We start from the raw sequence: 18,223 nt of genomic DNA, 5'->3' as shown, positions 1-18,223 counted from the left end.
GTTGGTTTTGTAAAAAAGCCCTGGCATTAGCCGGGGCTTTTTGTGTTTGGGGCTATAAGTTTTAAGTGGTAGGTTTTCAGCTATCAGCAACTCGCAGTGGGGCTGAACGCCGTAGCTTGGATTGAGTCTAGGACACCCGAAGAGAAAAGAACGCAAAGAATATACTGGCATTAAGTTTATACCACCATAAAAGAATGCCACCAACATATGCTAACGGGAGATTAATTTCCAAATTATTTCTTTAGAGGATTTGTGGGAGAGTGAGTTTTATTATGTTTGTGGTTTATTGGACTATTGTTTAGTTTATGGTTCTGCTCAACTGTGTATCACCATACAGTAAGTTTTTTATAAGCTAGTGTTCTGTAAAGAATTTATCAACTATAAACTATCTACCCATTTGATAGTTAGTAAGGTTTTGTTAACTCATAAGTCTCTAATCTATTATTATAAAAAGAATGTGCCGATTGAGATGAGAATAAGCCCTTGCAAGCGCAAAGGCTTCTCTTTTTTATACTGACTTAGTTACCAAATCATTTCTACAAATTCAGGGTGGTCGATATATGGGTTACGATTCCCTTGAAACTCATAAGCGGCTTGGTTTCGGTCCAGCTCCATTTGGCTAACAGGGTCGGCGTTATGCCAGTTAAGTAGCATAGTTACAACCCAGCTCTCGAATACCTTATTACTTGTACCATTAAGCACTGCATTACTTGCAGTTGTGTTATTTTGCCACGAGCTTATAACGTTTTCGTAGCGCGTAGCCATATAAAAATAAGCACGAGCAAAGTCCCCTTTAAACTCATCAATTGGCTCAAATACAGTACCAGAGTAATTTAGTGAGCTTATGGCTGAACCTAATTTGCTGCCGTTAGTTGAAGTAAATGAAGCACTTGATACTTCACCAAACGGAAAATTACTACGCTTTGAGTTTACGTACCCATCTGTGGCATAAATATGATGAACATCGGAATTCATAGGTTCTTTAGTGCCGCCAAACCAGCTTTTAGGAAATGCATGTTCACGATTATAGCAATCTGCCTCACTATTGTATGAACCACACTGATCACTTACAGCACTATAGCTGTAACTGTCTGAACCATTTGGCTTTTCACTGTACATATCGACGATACTGTTATCGCGTTCAAAATATTTATCGCGAGACGAAGAGTCGTAAAAATTCCAAATAGCGCTGTAACCTTGTGAATTATGGTTGTTTATAATGTTATACAGTTCTGTTTTTAATGCATAGCCTGTAAGGCTTTGCGCTGTTACATAATAGCCTGTGGGGGTTGAGGCTGTTTGCTCATTACTATTTTTTTCTGAGTTGCTGTCGGTATTGGGTAAAAAGTTATCTACATAAACTGTTTCTTTACCATCAAACCCGCTTACATCATAAAAGCGCAAGCCTACTTTAATTGTTTTGCTGCTACTTGCTTTATAGCTGTGGCTTATCGTTTGCCACTGATTAGTTTTTGCTTGGTTTGAATAGCCTTGATAGCCATCTATATACAAGCGTGCTTTAACTTTTCCTTCGGTGTGGTAAACATCAACAGAAAATTCATATGTTTTACCTGCTTCAACACTTATTATTTGCAGCAGATCAGTGTTGCTTTGCGTAGCTGTCGTTACATTTATAGCAGCGGCGCTACTACCACTTTTAACTTTACTGGTTGTGCGTGTTAAGCTGATTCCGTTATCGATAGTGCTCCAAGAACTAGGTGTATTGCTTGTCCACTGTTCAAAGCTGCCGTTAGTTACATTTGCGATTGTCGGTAATGCGCTTAATAGTAATGCGGTACCAAGTAATGTATTTGTATATGTCCCGAGTGACATGATCGTTCCTATTTTTTTTGTGAGGCGGTAATATACCTTATATTAAGCGGGTTACAAAATTGTTAATGCATAGTTTCATAAAAAACAACAATTAGTCTTTAAGCTGTTTTTGAAGGTCTTTATATAAATTAATAACTAAATGGAATAACAAAGCAGATTCTATTCTTTTTTTATAAACACATAGCCCGTTATCCTTCATACTTAGAAAACCTCAACAGAGACGCTCTGCAAGAGGGAAACTCATTTTTAACAATGCTTATATTGCATTGTGTTTAATTTTTCAGGGTTATGGGGAATAGATTCATGTTGTTAGGTCAACTAAACGCTGCGGCAAGCCCGCTAACGCAAGAGCAAGTACAGAAGCTGCAAGGCTTAGTGGCTGAACTCAATCCAATTCAACAAGCGTGGGTAAGTGGTTACTTAGCCGCTAATGCTAACTCTGCTGCTTTGGGCGGCCCAGTGGCAAATGCACCTGCTGCTAGCGATGCTGCACCGTTAACAATTTTATATGGCTCACAAACAGGTAACGCAAAAGGCGTAGCAACTAAGCTAAAAGAACAAGCGGAGTCTCGCGGACTCGCTGTTAAGTTAGTAAGTATGTCGGATTACAAACCAACAGCCCTGAAAAAAGAAAAGTTTTTAACCATTGTGGTATCTACTTACGGTGAAGGCGAGCCACCAGAAGATGCCGAAACACTGTACGAATTTTTAACGACTAAAAAAGCGCCTAAATTAGATGGTGTAAAAGTAGCAGTACTTGGTTTAGGTGATTCTAGCTATGAATTTTTCTGCCAAACAGCAAAAGACTTTGAAGAGCGTTTAAATAAACTTGGCGCAGAAACCATTTTTCAGCGTGCTGACCTAGATGTTGACTACGATGATGAAGCTGCAATATGGATCACGGGTGCACTAAATGCATTTGAACCTGATATAAAAGCGCAGCAAGATGCTGCTGGCGGTCAAGTTGTATCAATGCCATTTGGCGCGCCAACGACTGCTGCCAGCCAATACACCAAACAGAATCCGTTTGAAGCAGAGCTTTTAACTGTTCAAAAAATTACTGGCCGCGACTCTACTAAAGACGTACGCCATGTTGAGATTTCGCTTGAAGGTTCAGACATTACTTATACTCCAGGTGATTCGTTAGGTGTGTACTTTTTAAATGACGACGTGTTAGTTGATGAAGTGCTTGAGCTTACTCAAATAGCGGCAACTAGTATTGTAAAAGTAGGTGATGAAGAGCTAAACGTACGCGATGCTCTAATTGAAAAGCTAGAGCTGACTCAGTCATACCCAGGTTTTGTAGAAAAATACGCTACAGCAACAGGTACGCCTGAATTATTAAAGCTTGTAGAAGATAAAGCTGCAATGCGCGCATACATCGAGCCTCGCCAAATATATGATGTCATTCGTCAAAACCCAGCAAAGCTTGATGCGCAAACGCTAGTAGATTGCTTACGTAAATTACAAGCGCGTTTATATTCAATTGCTTCTAGCCAAAGTGAGGTGGAAGACGAAGTACATTTAACACTTGGTTTAGTGCAGTTTGACTCATTTGATAGTGAGCACTTAGGTGGCTGTTCTGGTTATTTAACTCGCCGCGCAGAAGAAGGCTGTAAGGTTAAGGTATTTAGCGAACATAACGACAACTTCCGTTTACCTACTAATGATGAAACACCAATTATTATGGTTGGCCCAGGTACCGGTATTGCACCGTTCCGCGCATTTCTACAAGAACGTGACTCGCGTGAAGCACAAGGTAAAAACTGGCTGTTTTTCGGCAACCCACACTTTACCCAAGACTTTTTATATCAAGTAGAAATACAAGGTTATTTAAAGTCAGGTTTACTTAGTAAAGTAGATGTTGCATTTAGCCGTGACCAGGCTGAAAAAGTATATGTACAAGACAAATTACGCAGTAACAGCAAAGACGTATTTGCATGGTTAGAAGCAGGCGCGCACTTGTATATTTGTGGCGATGCAAACCGCATGGCAAAAGATGTACACAATGCCCTTGTTGATATCATTAAAGAAAACACAGGCAAGAGCAACGAAGACGCAGAGCAATACTTAAAAGACTTACGTAGCGCTAACCGCTATCAGAAAGACGTGTATTAATCACGTTTCTTATTTTATTAACAGCTAGCAGCCGTCACTGTAACAAATTTAGGATTTAAAATGAGCGAACAAGATAAAAACGTAAAACTTTCTGATAATGAGCGTTTGAAAAGAGAAAGTAACTTTTTACGTGGCACCATAGAGCAAGATTTAAAAGATGAAATTACCGGTGGTTTTACAGCCGATAATTTTCAGTTAATACGTTTTCACGGTATGTATCAACAAGATGACCGTGATATTCGTGGTGAGCGTGCAAAGCAAAAGCTAGAACCGCTTCATAACGTAATGTTACGTGCGCGTATGCCTGGCGGTATTATTAAGCCAGAGCAGTGGTTAGCAATCGATAAATTTGCTGATGACAAAACAAGCTACGGCAGCATTCGTTTGACTACACGTCAAACGTTTCAGTTTCATGGTGTATTAAAGCCTAATATTAAAGGTATGCACCAAATGCTTGATAGCGTAGGTATAGACTCTATTGCTACAGCGGGTGACGTCAACCGTAACGTACTGTGTACTACTAACCCTGTTGAATCTGAGCTACATCAAGAAGCTTACGACTGGGCTGCAAAAATTTCTGAGCATTTGCTACCAAAAACGAAAGCGTATGCTGAAATTTGGCTAAATGGCGAAAAAGCAGAAACGACAGAAGAGCCAATTTTAGGCTCTAACTACTTACCACGTAAGTTTAAAACAACGGTAACTATTCCGCCTAACAACGAAGTTGATGTGCATGCAAATGACTTAAATTTTGTAGCAATTGCTGAAAATGGCAAGCTTGTAGGTTTTAACGTCCTTGTTGGTGGTGGCCTTGCCATGACTCATGGCGATACTGCAACGTATCCGCGTAAGGCTGATGACTTTGGTTTTATTACCTTAGACGACACGCTAAAAATTGCAGAACATGTTGTATCTGTGCAGCGCGATTGGGGTAATCGTTCAAACCGTAAAAATGCAAAAACTAAATACACATTAGACCGTGTAGGTGTTGATGTATTTAAAGCAGAAGTAGAAAAACGCTCAGGCGTTACATTTGCACCAAGCCGTCCGTATGAGTTTACTCATCGCGGCGATCGTATTGGTTGGGTTGAAGGCATTGATGGTAAGCACCACTTAACGCTATTTATTCAAAGCGGCCGTATTTTAGACTACCCAGGTAAGCCGCTTAAAACAGGGTGTCGTAAAATTGCAGAAGTTCACCAAGGTGATATGCGTATGACGGCAAACCAAAACCTAATTATTGCGGGTGTACCTGCAGATCAAAAAGCAGTGATTGAAGAAATTGCCCGTAATCACGGCCTAATTGATGATAAAGATACCGAGCAACGTAAAAACTCTATGGCATGTGTAGCATTACCAACATGTCCGCTTGCTATGGCTGAGGCTGAGCGTTACTTGCCAAGCTTAATTGAAAAAACCGAAGCACTGCTAGCTAAACACGGTATTCCGGATGACAGCATTATTATGCGTGTTGTTGGTTGTCCTAATGGTTGTGGCCGCGCAATGCTTGCAGAAGCCGGTTTAGTAGGTAAAGGCCCAGGTAAATACAACGTTTACTTAGGCGGTAACCTTGAAGGTACGCGCATTCCTAAATTGTACCTAGAAAACGTAGGTGAAGATGTTTACCTAGAGGCGTTTGATAAGCTAATTGGCCAATGGGCTAGCGAGCGCAAAGACGGTGAATGTTTTGGTGACTTTGTTATTCGCAAAGGCATTGTTTCTGAAGTTAAAGTGTCAGTAACTGATTTTCACGCATAATTAAATACCAGCGCTTTAGCGCTGGTGAGGCTTGGAATTTTCCATGAGTGAATTTAAAAATATTTTACAGCTAGATAAACAAAGCCAAGCGGCTATGTTAGCTGATGCTAATGGTTTACTAGCGAATATGAGCGCTGAGGAGCGTGTTGCATGGGCGCTTGATAACTTGCCAGAAACGGCATTTTTATCATCTAGCTTTGGTATTCAAGCAGCGGTAATGCTGCATTTAATGACCTCACAACGCCCAGATATACCAGTTGTTTTAACCGATACGGGCTACTTGTTTCCTGAAACCTATCAGTTTATTGAGCAAATGAGCGAGCGACTATCACTTAACTTAAAAGTGTATAGAGCGCAGTTAAGCCCAGCATGGCAAGAAGCTAAATTTGGAAAGCTATGGGAGCAAGGTGAAGACGGTATTAAGCAATACAACCAACTTAATAAAGTTGAGCCGATGACTCGCGCACTTAAAGAAATTAAAGCAGGCACTTGGTTTAGCGGTTTACGACGCGATCAATCATCTACTCGTGCTGATAAACCGTTTGTAGAAATAAGTCGAGGTACAGTAAAAGTGTACCCGATTATTGAATGGTCAAACCGCGATGTGTATCAATATCTTACTAAGCACGACTTACCTTATCATCCGTTATGGGAGCAAGGTTATGTGTCGATGGGAGATGTGCATACAACACGTAAGTTAGAGCCAGGTATGAGCGAAGAAGAAACTCGCTTTTTTGGTTTAAACCGTGAATGTGGCTTGCACATGGATGGTGATGGTATTTAACCTTTAATACTAAAAAGTGTACATTTTTAAGCGCAGCTCAGGCTGCGTTTTTATTACAAAAAAATTGCCTGTTTAAGAATTTTTTATTAGACTCATTATGATAAAGGATTAATTAAAGCAGGAGCGCTATGAAATACTTTACCTACCTAGCAATATCAGTCATGGTTATTGCTGTCATCTCTTTGTTTTATTTAAAAAAGCCCGATGGACAAACATGGCTTTCTACTTCTTCAATTAGCAACAAATCTCTACAAATTAAAGAGAAAATGGTTACGCTTTCTACCGATACGCTCGACCAAGCAGTGCAAGGTGTAAAGCAAGCTGGCGATAAAATAGCGAGCAGTATTTCAGACGAACCCATTCCTTCCACTACATCACGTAGTAAAATTTATAAGTGGCAAGATGAAAGTGGCCAATGGCATTTTTCAGATACGCCAAATCCAGATGTAACAAGTATTGAGGTAAAGTTAGACCCTAAAGATATTACTGTTATTGCTGCTGAAGATACGTCTATTTTAAACGCTACCTCTAATACAAATAAAATGACAGCAACCCCTGAAACGCCCTCAATATTAAATCCAAATTCGGTAAAAAAGTTGTTTAATGATGCCGAAAACGTAAAAGAAAAACTCGAAAAACGTAATAAAGAAATAAACAACTTAAGTGCGCTTTAATTAGTATGAACTAGATAAATCACGACAACTCAATACTGATTTAGTACCACACACTATACCAATAGAAAGCCCAGCTTATTACTAAGAGCTGGGCTTTTAAATGCATTAGTTAAGGCGCGTATTAATCAAGCATGTTACGCAGTACGTATTGCAAAATACCGCCATGTTTGTAGTAATCCCACTCTTTAGGGGTATCAATACGTACATCGGCACTAAAGCTTACCTTTTTACCTTCAGCATTAGTGGCGATTACACTTACTTCGTCAGTTTTATCATATAGGCCTTCAATATCAAATTGCTCTTGCCCTGTTAATCCTAACGACTCGTAGCTTTCGCCATCTTTAAATTGCAGAGGTAAAACCCCCATGCCAATTAAGTTAGAGCGGTGTATACGCTCATAGCTTTGTGCGACAACTGCTTTTACACCAAGTAACAATGAACCTTTAGCTGCCCAGTCACGTGATGAGCCTGTACCGTACTCTTTACCGGCCAAAACAATGAGTGGTGTTTCATTTTTTTGATACTCCATAGCTGCATCATAAATACTTGCTAGCTCGTTTTCTGGCTGCATGCGTGTAACACCACCCTCGGTACCCGGTGCAAGCAAGTTTTTAAGCCTTACATTGGCAAATGTACCGCGCATCATCACTTCGTGATTACCACGGCGTGAGCCGTATGAGTTAAACTGCGCTTTTCCTACGTCTTTGTCTTGCAAGTACAAGCCAGCAGGGGCTTCTGCTTTTATCGCACCGGCGGGCGAAATATGATCGGTAGTTACCGAGTCGCCTAATTTAGCTAAACAGCGTGCGCCTTCAATTGTTGGAACGCCTGGCGGTTCTACTTTCATGCCATCAAAGAATGGGGCTTTTTTGATATAAGTTGATTCATCATTCCAATCATAAAGTTTACCATTTGGAATTTGAATTTTTTGCCAGCGGCTATCGCCTTCATATACATTGGCATAGCTTTTTTCAAACATTTCTTTAGTTACCGTTTTTTGTACTAACTTATTTACTTCACTTACACTTGGCCAGATATTTTTAAGGTAAATATCGTTACCGTTTTTATCTTGCGCAAGGGGTTCGTTATATACATCTATGTCTGTTCGGCCAGCAATTGCATAGGCAACAACCAGTGGTGGTGATGCTAAAAAGTTCATTTTGACATCTTGGTGAATTCGCCCTTCAAAGTTACGGTTACCCGATAAAATTGAGCTTACAACCAGCTTATGCTTTTGGATCGCATCTGATATCTCTGTTGCTAGTGGACCTGAATTACCAATACAGGTTGTACAGCCATAACCGACTAAATTGAATCCTAGTGCTTCTAGATCATCCATTAAGTCAGCTTTTTCCAGGTAGTCTGTTACAACTTGAGAGCCCGGAGCAAGTGATGTTTTAACCCAAGGTTTTACATCAATGCCGAGTTGTTTAGCTTTTCTTGCTACTAAACCCGCAGCTAAAATTACACTTGGGTTTGAGGTATTTGTACAGCTTGTTATGGCAGCGATAACACAGGCGCCATCGTTAAGTTCAAACTCTTGTCCTTTGAACTTAACTTTTGCGGCCCCCATAAACTGCGCTTCTTCAACTGGCTCATCTGGGTTTGTGGCAGGGCCTTCGCTTTCAATGCGAGCTTGCTCTATATCACTTTTATCGCGGCGCTCCATGCGCTCATCTTGAAAGCCTTTTAAGTGCTGGCCAATAACATCGCCGGCTTTATCTAATGCTATTCTATCTTGCGGGCGTTTAGGTCCTGCAAGGCTTGGCACTACATCATCAAGTTTAAGCTCCAGGGTATCTGTATAATTAGCTTCGTCGCCATCGTTGCGCCATAAACCTTGGTGCTTGGCGTAATCTTCAATTACTTTAAGGTGTTTTTCATCACGGTTTGTTAAGCGTAAATAATTAATGGTTTCGTCATCAATAGGGAAAATACCACACGTGGCGCCGTACTCGGGTGCCATATTAGCAATCGTTGCTCTATCTGCCAGTGGTAGATCAGCTAGACCGTCACCATAAAACTCTACAAACTTACCTACAACACCATGATTACGTAGCATTTCGGTTACTGTTAATACCAAATCGGTTGCTGTTGTTCCCTCAGGAAGGCGACCATTTAGCTTCATACCAACCACCTGTGGGATGAGTAAGCTAATGGGTTGGCCAAGCATTGCAGCTTCGGCTTCAATGCCGCCTACGCCCCAACCAAGAACACCTAAGCCATTAATCATAGTGGTGTGGGAGTCGGTGCCTACTAAGGTATCTGGGTAAGCGAACTTTTTACCCTTGCTGTCTTCGTTAAACACAACACGTGCTAGGTATTCTAAATTTACTTGGTGGACAATACCGGTTGCTGGTGGCACAACTTTTAAGTTATCGAATGCTGTTTGCCCCCAACGTAAAAACTCATAACGTTCTTTATTACGTTCGTATTCTAGCTTTGCATTTAAATCAAATGCGCCATCATCGCCATAGCCATCTACTTGCACAGAATGATCTATTACAAGTTCAGCAGGAGATAGTGGATTTATTTTTGCAGGATCGCCACCTAGTTTCTCCATAGCGTCACGCATAGCGGCTAAATCTACAATGGCTGGTACACCTGTAAAATCTTGCATAACAACGCGTGCTGGTGTGAAAGCGACCTCAGATGATGGTTTAGCTTTAGAATCCCAGTTCAAGAGGGCTTGAATGTCTTGTTCTTTTATATTTACGCCGTCTTCGTTGCGTAGCAGGTTTTCGAGTAATACTTTGAGGGAAAAGGGCAGTCGCTTAGCTTTATCGCCTAATCCTTTAAGTGAGTGAATATGATATTGCTCGCCATTAATAGTTAGTTGATGTTCTGTTTCGAAACTATTCATTTTTTGCCCCTTTGGTAATTAGGTAAATTTCCTTGAAAAGATGACCTCTTTTATTTTCTTAATTGCAAAGTACATACCAGCGTAATTAATGTGGTAAAAAGTGCGAAATTTGTACAGTAATAAGTATAGAGGTGATGGTGAAGAATAGTTTTTCAAGGGTGATAAAGGGCCAAATAATATTGGCCTTAATCTTAATTAGTCTAACCAGCTTTGTTGTTTGCCTTTGATACTTATATAAAGCAGGCCTATGGTAATAATAATAACTAAAATAGGCATAAATACAGCGCTTAAACCTAATAGCTCAATGCTGTTTATAACAACAAAATTATAGTATTGCTGTAGCAAAATAGCGCTTAAAGACACTGCAAATATGGGGATGGCGAGCGCCTTTTTCATCAATAAAAGAATACACCCTAGTAAGCCTCCAAATACAGCTATAGCAAAAGCAATGGTAGACCAAAGAGGAATGTCAGAATAGGCAGCTTGTTGATCTGTAGGCAGTTTACTTATCATTTCTGGGGTCATCATCACTTGCATCGAAAATGCGATCACACCTAATAAGTTCCAAATAAGCGCAGCCCAAGCAAGCGATTTTAACCAAGTGGGGGTAGACATGTTATTACCTTGTTTTTATTGTTATTTACGAGGTAATTAAAGAGCATAAAAGCCAGCATTACAAGCTGGCTTTTATGTTTAGAGGCTGCGAATAACCTTGAAGGCTAGCCAAATGAAATTGGACGACGCCCTGTATTTTCATCTCTTTTAGGCTTTTTAGTGCGCTTACGCTTACTTTTTGCCGGTTGATTAGCAGTGCTTTGGGGTGTGGCTTTTGCCTCTGGTGTACTTTGCACTACTGCTCGCTCTGTAGGGATTGCATCTTCACTTAATGATAATTGAAAAAACTCACCATCAAATTCTAATACGTCGCCACTGTATAATTTTTTCCGTTTTATTGTACAAATTACATGGTTAACACCCACGTAGCCTTCAGCGATTAGGTTTTTTGCTTGGCCGCCACCTTCAACTAAATCGAGTACTTTTAATAATTTACAAAGCTCTATGGGTTCTTCTTCTAATTCAATTTCTATGTATTCTTCGTTCATGTTAGTTCCAGTGGGGTAACGCATAGTCCCCTAGTATAAAGGCTTGTAGAGCATTTTGCACCAAAGCAAATACAAAACTGAGAAGGTAGTCGTTAATCAAGTTGAAACTTTTTAGCCTTTTCCTCTGTCTTTAAGAAAACTGAAGCAATTGCAGGTTAAGCTTTGCAATGACTGATTTTTATAGATGGCTCGCTAATTGCTAAAACTCTGGCGGATTAACTGATGTGTAATGTGTACATATAAACGGAGTAGAAAATGGGCGTAAGATTAGCAATGAAAAAAGAGCTGATGGGTTTAGATAATTCAGACATGTTAACTGCTGACGACGTAAGATCGCATCTAGCGAATTTGGTAAAAGAACAGGCACAACTTAGTGATAGCGGGTTTTCAGTTATTTCAAAATTTAATGATACGCACAGCCGTTTAATTAGTGGCGATCCGCTTAGAAAATCAAAGCTTGAATTTGAACGTCACCGTTTGTTTAATGAAGTTTTATACACTCGACAAAGTGTTGATGCATGGTTAGATAGCCAAACTAGTCATATCAATCAGTGACATTATTTAATTAAGTGCATTGCGATTAATAGTGCCTCCTAATAGACTACAGGTGTAATTATTGGAGTGTAACTACGAAAAATGGAATTTTAATATGTGCGTTGGCATTACTATTAGCTGCGTGCCAACAACCTACCGTGTATGTATTTAGGGAAAACTTGCAAGATGAGCAGCGTAATCAACTCGATGCTGCGCTCAGCGCACAAAACCTTCCTTATGAATACGTAGCGCTGGCAATTCCATCTAATTTTGGTGAAGCCACATTGCTCTTATCAAGCGATAAAATTTACCAAGAAGAGACTGAGCAGTTAGCTATTATTATACAAGAGCCTGGGCGTGTTGACCTTTGTGGATTGAAATTTGTTTAATCTAGGGGCGATTTAATTGCGGCGCGAGGTTTGTAACCTAGTGGGCGAAGTAAAAACCGAGCAACAAAGAGTCAATCGTCCCTAGAAAGAACCCTTTGGGCAGCGCATGTTTGGTCTTTATGCTGCGTTATCGCCTATTTATGGGGAACAACCACACTACATAGGCTCTGCCTTGCTTAAATACCAAACAGTCTGCTGCAAATTCAACCACGAAAGGTCAACACGCCCTAGGCTATCAACCCGAAATTAACTACACCACACGATCAAATCACTTTTATGGTGACGGGAATAATGGTTTTTATTTAAAGAATACTGATGGTGAAGACGCGTTCACTGTGCCCTCTCGGTTACGAACAACCCATTGCAGCGACGATAGGTATAATGATTTATTGGTTAAATTTGCAAATGAACATGTTGAATTTACATTACCAAGTGGTGCGGTTGTGAGGCTCAGTTGGGAGTACTTGTATGGTTATGTTGTAATTTATTATAAAACCTATTCCCAGACATATAGCCATTCACAGCCACTTGTAAATACCCGCTTTGGTGCCAAGCCTTCAGATACTTACACGTATACTGCGCACGTAAATAATCCCGGCTGGCTTGATTGCTCATTACAAACTGTTTATATGGACTGATCTAACCGTGGGTTTCTATGTGCTCACTAAGTTTAGCAATGCGCAGGCTCATACCTTCAATAATTCGGTCTTTAATTTTTTCGCGTATTACATTAGGCAAGCGAGTAAGTGCCTCTGGGGTAATGGCAAGTACTATGGTGTCGGTTTTAGCACGAGCGCTGGTGCTACGCTCTCGGTTATTAATAAAAGCCCCTTCACCTATAAACTCACCCGGCTCAATAGTACCTAGCTCTAATAAGTGGTTATGCTTAAACACTAATAACGCACCGCTTAATACAATATATAAACGTTTGTCGTTATCGAACTGTTTAAACAAAAACTGATTTTGATTAACTAAATATAAAAGGCCAAACGACTCTAAAAGCACTTGGCGTTCACCAAGAGTGAAATCTTTAAAAAAGTGCAGCCTATTTATAATTTCCATTTGTTTAAACAAAGGAATATGTTCAATTAACTTCATCAATAACCAAAATTAATAAGGAGTGTTAGTTAATATTGCGCTCTTTTAATTTGCGGGTCAACGTGTTGCGCCCCCAGCCTATTTTTATGGCTGCATCCTGTTTATGGCCAGAGCAATTAGCGAGGGCTGTTTTTATTAAGCGAGTTTCAAGTTGAGCTTGAATATCAGGCCAAATGTTTTCTTTGCCTTGTTTAAGCTCTTGATTAAGCCATTGCTGAAATGCATCAAGCCAATCACCTTCTTGTTGAGTAGGTGAAGCATCAAGTATTTCAGGTGGTAAGTCTTGCTCACTTACAAGCTCTCCCGGTGCCATAACAGTAAGCCATCGGCATGTATTTTCTAATTGACGAACATTACCCGGCCAGCTAAATAAACGTAATTGATCAGTGGCTTTTGGGCTTAAAATTTTGCTGTCTACTTGCAGGTCTTTAGCGCTTTTATGTAAAAAGTGCTGTGCAAGGCGCTCAATGTCTTCAGTACGTTCTCGAAGCGCAGGTAAGCGTAGGCGAACTACATTTAAGCGATGAAATAAATCATCCCTAAATTTACCTTGTTTTACTAAGTCTTCTAAATTTTGATGTGTTGCTGCAATAATACGTACATCTACTTTTATGCTTTGATGACCGCCAACACGATAAAACTCCCCATCGGCCAGTACGCGCAATAAACGTGTTTGTACATCAAGTGGCATATCACCAATTTCATCTAGAAACAGTGTGCCGCCGTTTGCTTGTTCAAAGCGGCCTTTACGAACGCTATCGGCACCGGTAAATGCGCCTTTTTCGTGGCCAAATAATTCAGACTCAACGAGCTCTTTTGGAATTGCGGCCATGTTAAGAGCAATAAATTGGTTTTCTTTACGCGGACTGTGATTATGCAATGCGCTGGCTACCAGCTCTTTACCAGTACCTGATTCACCATTAATAAGCACACTCATACTAGAGGCCGAAAGCTTACCTATGGCTCTAAATACTTCTTGCATGGCAGGTGCTTCACCAATAATGTGCGCGCTTTTAGGTGGAGCTTGCTTACGTTTTGTTTTTTTAGTGGAGTTTGCTCTGCATGCACTTTCTACCAAAGCTACGGCTTCGTTTAAATCAAATGGTTTTGCTAGGTATTCAAATGCACCTTTTTGAAACGCATTAACTGCTGAGTCTAAATCTGAATGGGCGGTCATTATAATAACCGGCAACCCAGGATTTTGCTCTGCAATAAGTTCAAGCAATGCCATACCATCCATGCCTGGCATTCTAACGTCAGATACCAAAACAGTTGGTTGGCTAAACTTTAATGCGCTCAATACATCTTGCGCATTAGCAAAGCTTTCCGTGGTAAACCCTGAGCGGGTAAGTGCTTTTTCGAGTACAAATCGAATTGATGCATCATCATCTACAAGCCAAACTGTTTTCATGAAAACTCCAAACATTAATCTGCAAAAGGCAGATAGATATTAAATTCAGTATGGCCAGGCCAGCTATCACATTCAATATAGCCATCATGCTGATCAATGAGCGTTTGTGCAATTGAGAGCCCTAAACCCGAGCCACCTTCTTTATTGGTGATCATAGGGTAGAAGAGCGTTTCACGTACACTAGGATCAATGCCTGGTCCGTTATCAGATATTTGGATCATCAAGGCTTTTTTAGGTGCTTTACCAGGGCGACGATGTTGATGATTAATGCGGGTTTTTATTTTTATTTCACCGCCATCTACAAGCGCCTGTTGAGCATTACGAACAATGTTTAATACAACTTGTTGTATTTTACCTTGATCAATGAATACATCAGGAATGCTCGGGTCGTAATCTTTAACCAAACTAATGTTAGAGCAATTGTCTAACGTACTGAGCTTAACAACCGACTCAAGTGATTGATGTATGTTGCCGTAAGATTTCTGCGGAAGTTGGTTTGGCCCTAAAAGCCTATCTACTAATTCGCGCAATCTATCTGCTTGCTCAATAATGAGCTCGGCACATTGATCTCTTTCTTGCTGATCAACCTCATACTGCAATAACTGCGCCGCTCCGCGAATTCCGCCTAAAGGATTTTTAATTTCGTGAGCCAGACCTCTAATTAAATTACGAGCAGCTTGATATTGATGCATTTGATTAGAGGCTTGGTCGTGTTTTATTTCGTCATCGGTTTGACGCCATTCAAATAAAATATATAAGGTATTGTTGAACTTGATTTGCCTTGTACTTACAGCAACCTTGGCATGACGAGAATCGCTGAAAACCACGTCGGCTCTATGTTGCTGGCAATCTAAACCCTCAATTAATGAATATTGTTCAATACGTTGTAAATCAATCGAATGGTAATTAAAAAGGCTATCAAAAGGTTGATCTAGTAAGCGTTTGTTACCAAGCCCAAGTAGCTCGCTGGTACTTGTATTGGCATAAACAACCTTAAACTTTTTATCAAGAAGCATGATAGCTGTTGTTTGGTTTTGCCAAATAGCGTCGAGTAGCTCAGGGCTAAAATTTTTGTTATCAATCATGAATGCACCACTTTAGTGCGTTGGTATGTAAAAGCAAGTCATTTCACTCAAATACCTACAGCACCTATTAAGTAAAGCCACAGTTTACTTGCCAAGGTTTAACCCTTTTCGATGCATAAAAAATATACATGGCTGGCTAGTGGCAATAATTTGGTTTTTACTGTTAAACAGTTTTAGTTGAAGTGTGTGCTCGCCTCTTTCTACATTTCTGATTGCAAAGGTTGAGCTATCACTCGAGGGACCACTCGCTTTGCCATCAATAAAAAGTTGAATAGTAAAACCACTTTCAAAGCGTGGAGTTATTCGGCTAGTAACATAAACACTACCGGTATTTTCACGTATAGTTTGGTTATGCTCAGGCGAGGAAATGGCAATTTTAAACGCCGCTTGCTGAGGTTGGGTTGGCTCGTTAAAAACGTTATTACTAGGTGCAGGCATATTAAGATTTTGACTTGTGAGCTTTACCTCAGTAGCGCCTTTGTGGGGTGTGTCAGAGAACACTAATACGCCATTTTTATCTTTCCATGCGTATATTTTTTTTTCACCCGCATAACTACAATCACTTAATCCTAAAGAAATTAATAGTGATAAAATCTTGTTATTCACTCTGCAGCCCTGCATTTTTATCGGTAACTTAACTCTAGTGGAGTTTATAAATTTTACCATTAAAAAAGCCCGCAAAGCGGGCTTGAGAACACACATTTTTTAACAGCTAAATTAGCAGCTGTAGTACATTTCGAACTCAACTGGGTGAGTTGTCATGTTAAGCTTTTCAACTTCTTGAGACTTAAGACCAATGTAAGCGTCAATTAAGTCATCAGTGAATACACCACCTTGCGTTAAGAATTCACGGTCTGCACTAAGTGCAGATAGTGCTTCGTCAAGTGACGCTGCAACAGTTGGGATCTCTGCTGCTTCTTCCGCTGGAAGGTCGTATAAATCTTTATCCATTGCATCGCCAGGGTGGATCTTGTTTTTGATACCGTCAAGGCCAGCCATAAGCATTGCTGAGAAAGCAAGGTATGGGTTAGCTGTTGGATCTGGGAAGCGTACTTCAATACGACGACCTTTTTCAGAAGGAACCACTGGAATACGGATTGAAGCAGAACGGTTACGTGCAGAGTATGCAAGCATTACTGGTGCTTCAAAGCCTGGTACTAAACGTTTGTACGAGTTAGTAGAGGCGTTTGCAAAAGCGTTAATTGCTTTTGCATGTTTAATAATACCGCCAATGTAGTAAAGCGCGTCTTCTGAAAGACCACCGTACTTGTCGCCAGCAAATAAGTTTACACCGTCTTTAGCTAAAGACTGGTGACAGTGCATACCAGAACCATTATCACCGACAACAGGTTTAGGCATAAATGTAGCTGTTTTTCCGTAAAGGTGAGCCATGTTATGAATAACATATTTCATCTCTTGGATTTCATCTGCTTTTAATACCATTGTATTAAAGCGAGTAGCGATTTCGTTTTGACCTGCTGTTGCTACTTCATGGTGATGTGCTTCTACCACTTGGCCTAATTCTTCAAGAACTAAACAGGTAGCTGAGCGCCAATCTTGTGAAGAATCAACTGGTGAACAAGGGAAGTAACCGCCTTTAACACCAGGACGGTGGCCTGTATTGCCGCCTTCGTAATCTTTATCTGAGTTCCATGCTGCTTCTACAGCATCAATTTTGTACATAGAACCTGACATGTCTGATTTGTATTTAACATCGTCAAATAAGAAAAACTCTGGCTCTGGGCCAAATAATACAGTATCTGCAATACCAGTAGAGCGCATGTAGTCTTCAGCGCGTTTTGCAACAGAACGTGGATCACGCTCATAACCTTGTAGTGTAGAAGGCTCTACAACATCACAACGAACAATTAGTGTTGTTTCTTCTGTGAATGGGTCTAATTTTACAGACTCAGGTACTGGCATTAGCACCATGTCTGATTCGTTAATGCCTTTCCAGCCTGCAATTGAAGAACCGTCGAACATTTTACCGTCTTCAAAAAAGTCTTCATCAACTTGGTGATGAGGAATAGATACATGTTGTTCTTTACCCTTAGTGTCAGTAAAGCGTAAATCAATGAACTTAACGTCATTTTCTTTAATAAAATCTAAAACCGATTGTGACATGTGTCCTCCAACTATTGGGTTTTATTATTGCTGCATAATTGCTTTGGTAATTAGTAAGCTGATTTTGTGCCATGATTGTAACTAGCTGTTTATGAATTGAAAAATTATAGTTGCATCAAAATGGAATATGCAAAAGCACCAAGTTGGTGCGTAAAAAATCCCTTTTGGTGCAAAATTTACAGGGTGTAATTTGCTGCTAATTTAATCGCTTGGAATTAGCATAACCTAAATGCAAAAGAGTGCCAAAAATATCTCTCAAATAGCAAAAAATGCTGTTTTTTAAAAAATAACTGAAATTTAATTCATATAATTGTCATATAAAAAACAGATACTTAGTAAAATTATTGAGAAAGTTTTCAAATTTATATTGGATAAACTTTCATCCATACCATTAATGAGGGATAATATGCGCCCTTTTAAATCCTATGCTGGGACATCTCGCGAAAGCG

Annotated in this window: 14 protein-coding genes and 2 pseudogenes; 7 read left to right on the top strand and 9 right to left on the bottom strand. The window is 40.1% G+C overall.

Annotated elements, in window-relative coordinates:
- Window positions 1-522: 522 nt before the first annotated feature.
- A complete protein-coding gene (locus J8L73_RS14760) occupies window positions 523-1,833 on the bottom strand; it encodes an endonuclease (RefSeq protein ID WP_211000975.1) in 1,311 nt (436 codons plus the stop codon).
- A gap of 303 nt (window positions 1,834-2,136) precedes the next feature.
- On the opposite strand from J8L73_RS14760, the gene J8L73_RS14755 reads away from it, so the two are divergent.
- The 4 genes from J8L73_RS14755 (at window position 2,137) to J8L73_RS14740 (ending at window position 7,167) form a co-directional block, all read left to right on the top strand.
- Window positions 2,137-3,951 (top strand): assimilatory sulfite reductase (NADPH) flavoprotein subunit, encoded by a 1,815-nt coding sequence (locus J8L73_RS14755; protein WP_211000974.1) that lies wholly within the window; start codon window positions 2,137-2,139, stop codon window positions 3,949-3,951.
- Window positions 3,952-4,011: 60 nt separating this feature from the next.
- Complete coding sequence (gene cysI, locus J8L73_RS14750) at window positions 4,012-5,709, top strand: assimilatory sulfite reductase (NADPH) hemoprotein subunit (protein WP_211000973.1); 1,698 nt, start codon at window positions 4,012-4,014, stop codon at window positions 5,707-5,709.
- A gap of 43 nt (window positions 5,710-5,752) precedes the next feature.
- Window positions 5,753-6,493: a phosphoadenylyl-sulfate reductase gene (locus J8L73_RS14745; protein ID WP_211000972.1), complete on the top strand. Its 741-nt coding sequence runs from the start codon at window positions 5,753-5,755 to the stop codon at window positions 6,491-6,493.
- A 128-nt stretch (window positions 6,494-6,621) separates the two neighbouring features.
- Window positions 6,622-7,167 carry a DUF4124 domain-containing protein gene (locus J8L73_RS14740; protein ID WP_211018169.1) on the top strand — a complete coding sequence of 182 codons (546 nt, stop codon included), beginning with the start codon at window positions 6,622-6,624 and terminating at the stop codon, window positions 7,165-7,167.
- A 121-nt stretch (window positions 7,168-7,288) separates the two neighbouring features.
- Here J8L73_RS14740 and acnA read toward each other — a convergent pair whose 3' ends face one another.
- From acnA to J8L73_RS14725, 3 genes are all read right to left on the bottom strand, one after another.
- The gene (gene acnA / locus J8L73_RS14735; protein ID WP_211018167.1) at window positions 7,289-10,030 is read right to left on the bottom strand and encodes an aconitate hydratase AcnA; all 2,742 of its coding nucleotides are present in this window, start codon (window positions 10,028-10,030) and stop codon (window positions 7,289-7,291) included.
- A gap of 195 nt (window positions 10,031-10,225) precedes the next feature.
- Window positions 10,226-10,645 carry a hypothetical protein gene (locus tag J8L73_RS14730; RefSeq protein WP_211018165.1) on the bottom strand — a complete coding sequence of 140 codons (420 nt, stop codon included), beginning with the start codon at window positions 10,643-10,645 and terminating at the stop codon, window positions 10,226-10,228.
- A gap of 104 nt (window positions 10,646-10,749) precedes the next feature.
- On the bottom strand, window positions 10,750-11,133 hold the full coding sequence (locus J8L73_RS14725; RefSeq protein WP_211018163.1) for an RNA-binding S4 domain-containing protein: 384 nt from the start codon (window positions 11,131-11,133) through the stop codon (window positions 10,750-10,752).
- A gap of 255 nt (window positions 11,134-11,388) precedes the next feature.
- On the opposite strand from J8L73_RS14725, the gene J8L73_RS14720 reads away from it, so the two are divergent.
- The 3 genes and pseudogenes from J8L73_RS14720 to J8L73_RS19510 all read left to right on the top strand — a co-directional run.
- Window positions 11,389-11,688: a hypothetical protein gene (locus J8L73_RS14720; RefSeq protein WP_211000967.1), complete on the top strand. Its 300-nt coding sequence runs from the start codon at window positions 11,389-11,391 to the stop codon at window positions 11,686-11,688.
- 92 nt (window positions 11,689-11,780) lie between these two features.
- A pseudogene (locus J8L73_RS14715) lies at window positions 11,781-12,014 on the top strand (hypothetical protein); the annotation flags it as partial.
- A gap of 269 nt (window positions 12,015-12,283) precedes the next feature.
- Window positions 12,284-12,694: pseudogene (locus tag J8L73_RS19510) on the top strand (hypothetical protein); the annotation flags it as partial.
- A 1-nt stretch (window position 12,695) separates the two neighbouring features.
- On the opposite strand, the gene J8L73_RS14710 reads toward J8L73_RS19510, so the two are convergent.
- From J8L73_RS14710 to glnA, 5 genes are all read right to left on the bottom strand, one after another.
- Window positions 12,696-13,154 carry a cyclic nucleotide-binding domain-containing protein gene (locus J8L73_RS14710; RefSeq protein WP_211000966.1) on the bottom strand — a complete coding sequence of 153 codons (459 nt, stop codon included), beginning with the start codon at window positions 13,152-13,154 and terminating at the stop codon, window positions 12,696-12,698.
- A gap of 25 nt (window positions 13,155-13,179) precedes the next feature.
- Complete coding sequence (gene ntrC / locus J8L73_RS14705; protein ID WP_058549215.1) at window positions 13,180-14,565, bottom strand: nitrogen regulation protein NR(I); 1,386 nt, start codon at window positions 14,563-14,565, stop codon at window positions 13,180-13,182.
- Between the two features lie 14 nt (window positions 14,566-14,579).
- The gene (gene glnL, locus J8L73_RS14700; RefSeq protein ID WP_211000964.1) at window positions 14,580-15,650 is read right to left on the bottom strand and encodes a nitrogen regulation protein NR(II); all 1,071 of its coding nucleotides are present in this window, start codon (window positions 15,648-15,650) and stop codon (window positions 14,580-14,582) included.
- 84 nt (window positions 15,651-15,734) lie between these two features.
- Window positions 15,735-16,256: a DUF4124 domain-containing protein gene (locus J8L73_RS14695; RefSeq protein ID WP_211018161.1), complete on the bottom strand. Its 522-nt coding sequence runs from the start codon at window positions 16,254-16,256 to the stop codon at window positions 15,735-15,737.
- Between the two features lie 111 nt (window positions 16,257-16,367).
- Complete coding sequence (glnA, locus tag J8L73_RS14690; protein ID WP_211000962.1) at window positions 16,368-17,774, bottom strand: glutamate--ammonia ligase; 1,407 nt, start codon at window positions 17,772-17,774, stop codon at window positions 16,368-16,370.
- Window positions 17,775-18,223: the final 449 nt, after the last annotated feature.

This window comes from Pseudoalteromonas sp. MMG006 (genome assembly GCF_018101025.1).
Classification (GTDB): domain Bacteria; phylum Pseudomonadota; class Gammaproteobacteria; order Enterobacterales; family Alteromonadaceae; genus Pseudoalteromonas.
This window is presented reverse-complemented; position numbering and strand designations above follow the sequence as displayed.

Bases quoted from the DNA above. Each gene is read 5' to 3' on its own strand.
- J8L73_RS14760 (WP_211000975.1), bottom strand. From the start codon at position 1,833: ATGTCACTCGGGACATATACAAATACATTACTTGGTACCGCATTACTA.
- J8L73_RS14755 (WP_211000974.1), top strand. From the start codon at position 2,137: ATGTTGTTAGGTCAACTAAACGCTGCGGCAAGCCCGCTAACGCAAGAG.
- cysI (WP_211000973.1), top strand. From the start codon at position 4,012: ATGAGCGAACAAGATAAAAACGTAAAACTTTCTGATAATGAGCGTTTG.
- J8L73_RS14745 (WP_211000972.1), top strand. From the start codon at position 5,753: ATGAGTGAATTTAAAAATATTTTACAGCTAGATAAACAAAGCCAAGCG.
- J8L73_RS14740 (WP_211018169.1), top strand. From the start codon at position 6,622: ATGAAATACTTTACCTACCTAGCAATATCAGTCATGGTTATTGCTGTC.
- acnA (WP_211018167.1), bottom strand. From the start codon at position 10,030: ATGAATAGTTTCGAAACAGAACATCAACTAACTATTAATGGCGAGCAA.
- J8L73_RS14730 (WP_211018165.1), bottom strand. From the start codon at position 10,645: ATGTCTACCCCCACTTGGTTAAAATCGCTTGCTTGGGCTGCGCTTATT.
- J8L73_RS14725 (WP_211018163.1), bottom strand. From the start codon at position 11,133: ATGAACGAAGAATACATAGAAATTGAATTAGAAGAAGAACCCATAGAG.
- J8L73_RS14720 (WP_211000967.1), top strand. From the start codon at position 11,389: ATGGGCGTAAGATTAGCAATGAAAAAAGAGCTGATGGGTTTAGATAAT.
- J8L73_RS14710 (WP_211000966.1), bottom strand. From the start codon at position 13,154: ATGAAGTTAATTGAACATATTCCTTTGTTTAAACAAATGGAAATTATA.
- ntrC (WP_058549215.1), bottom strand. From the start codon at position 14,565: ATGAAAACAGTTTGGCTTGTAGATGATGATGCATCAATTCGATTTGTA.
- glnL (WP_211000964.1), bottom strand. From the start codon at position 15,650: ATGATTGATAACAAAAATTTTAGCCCTGAGCTACTCGACGCTATTTGG.
- glnA (WP_211000962.1), bottom strand. From the start codon at position 17,774: ATGTCACAATCGGTTTTAGATTTTATTAAAGAAAATGACGTTAAGTTC.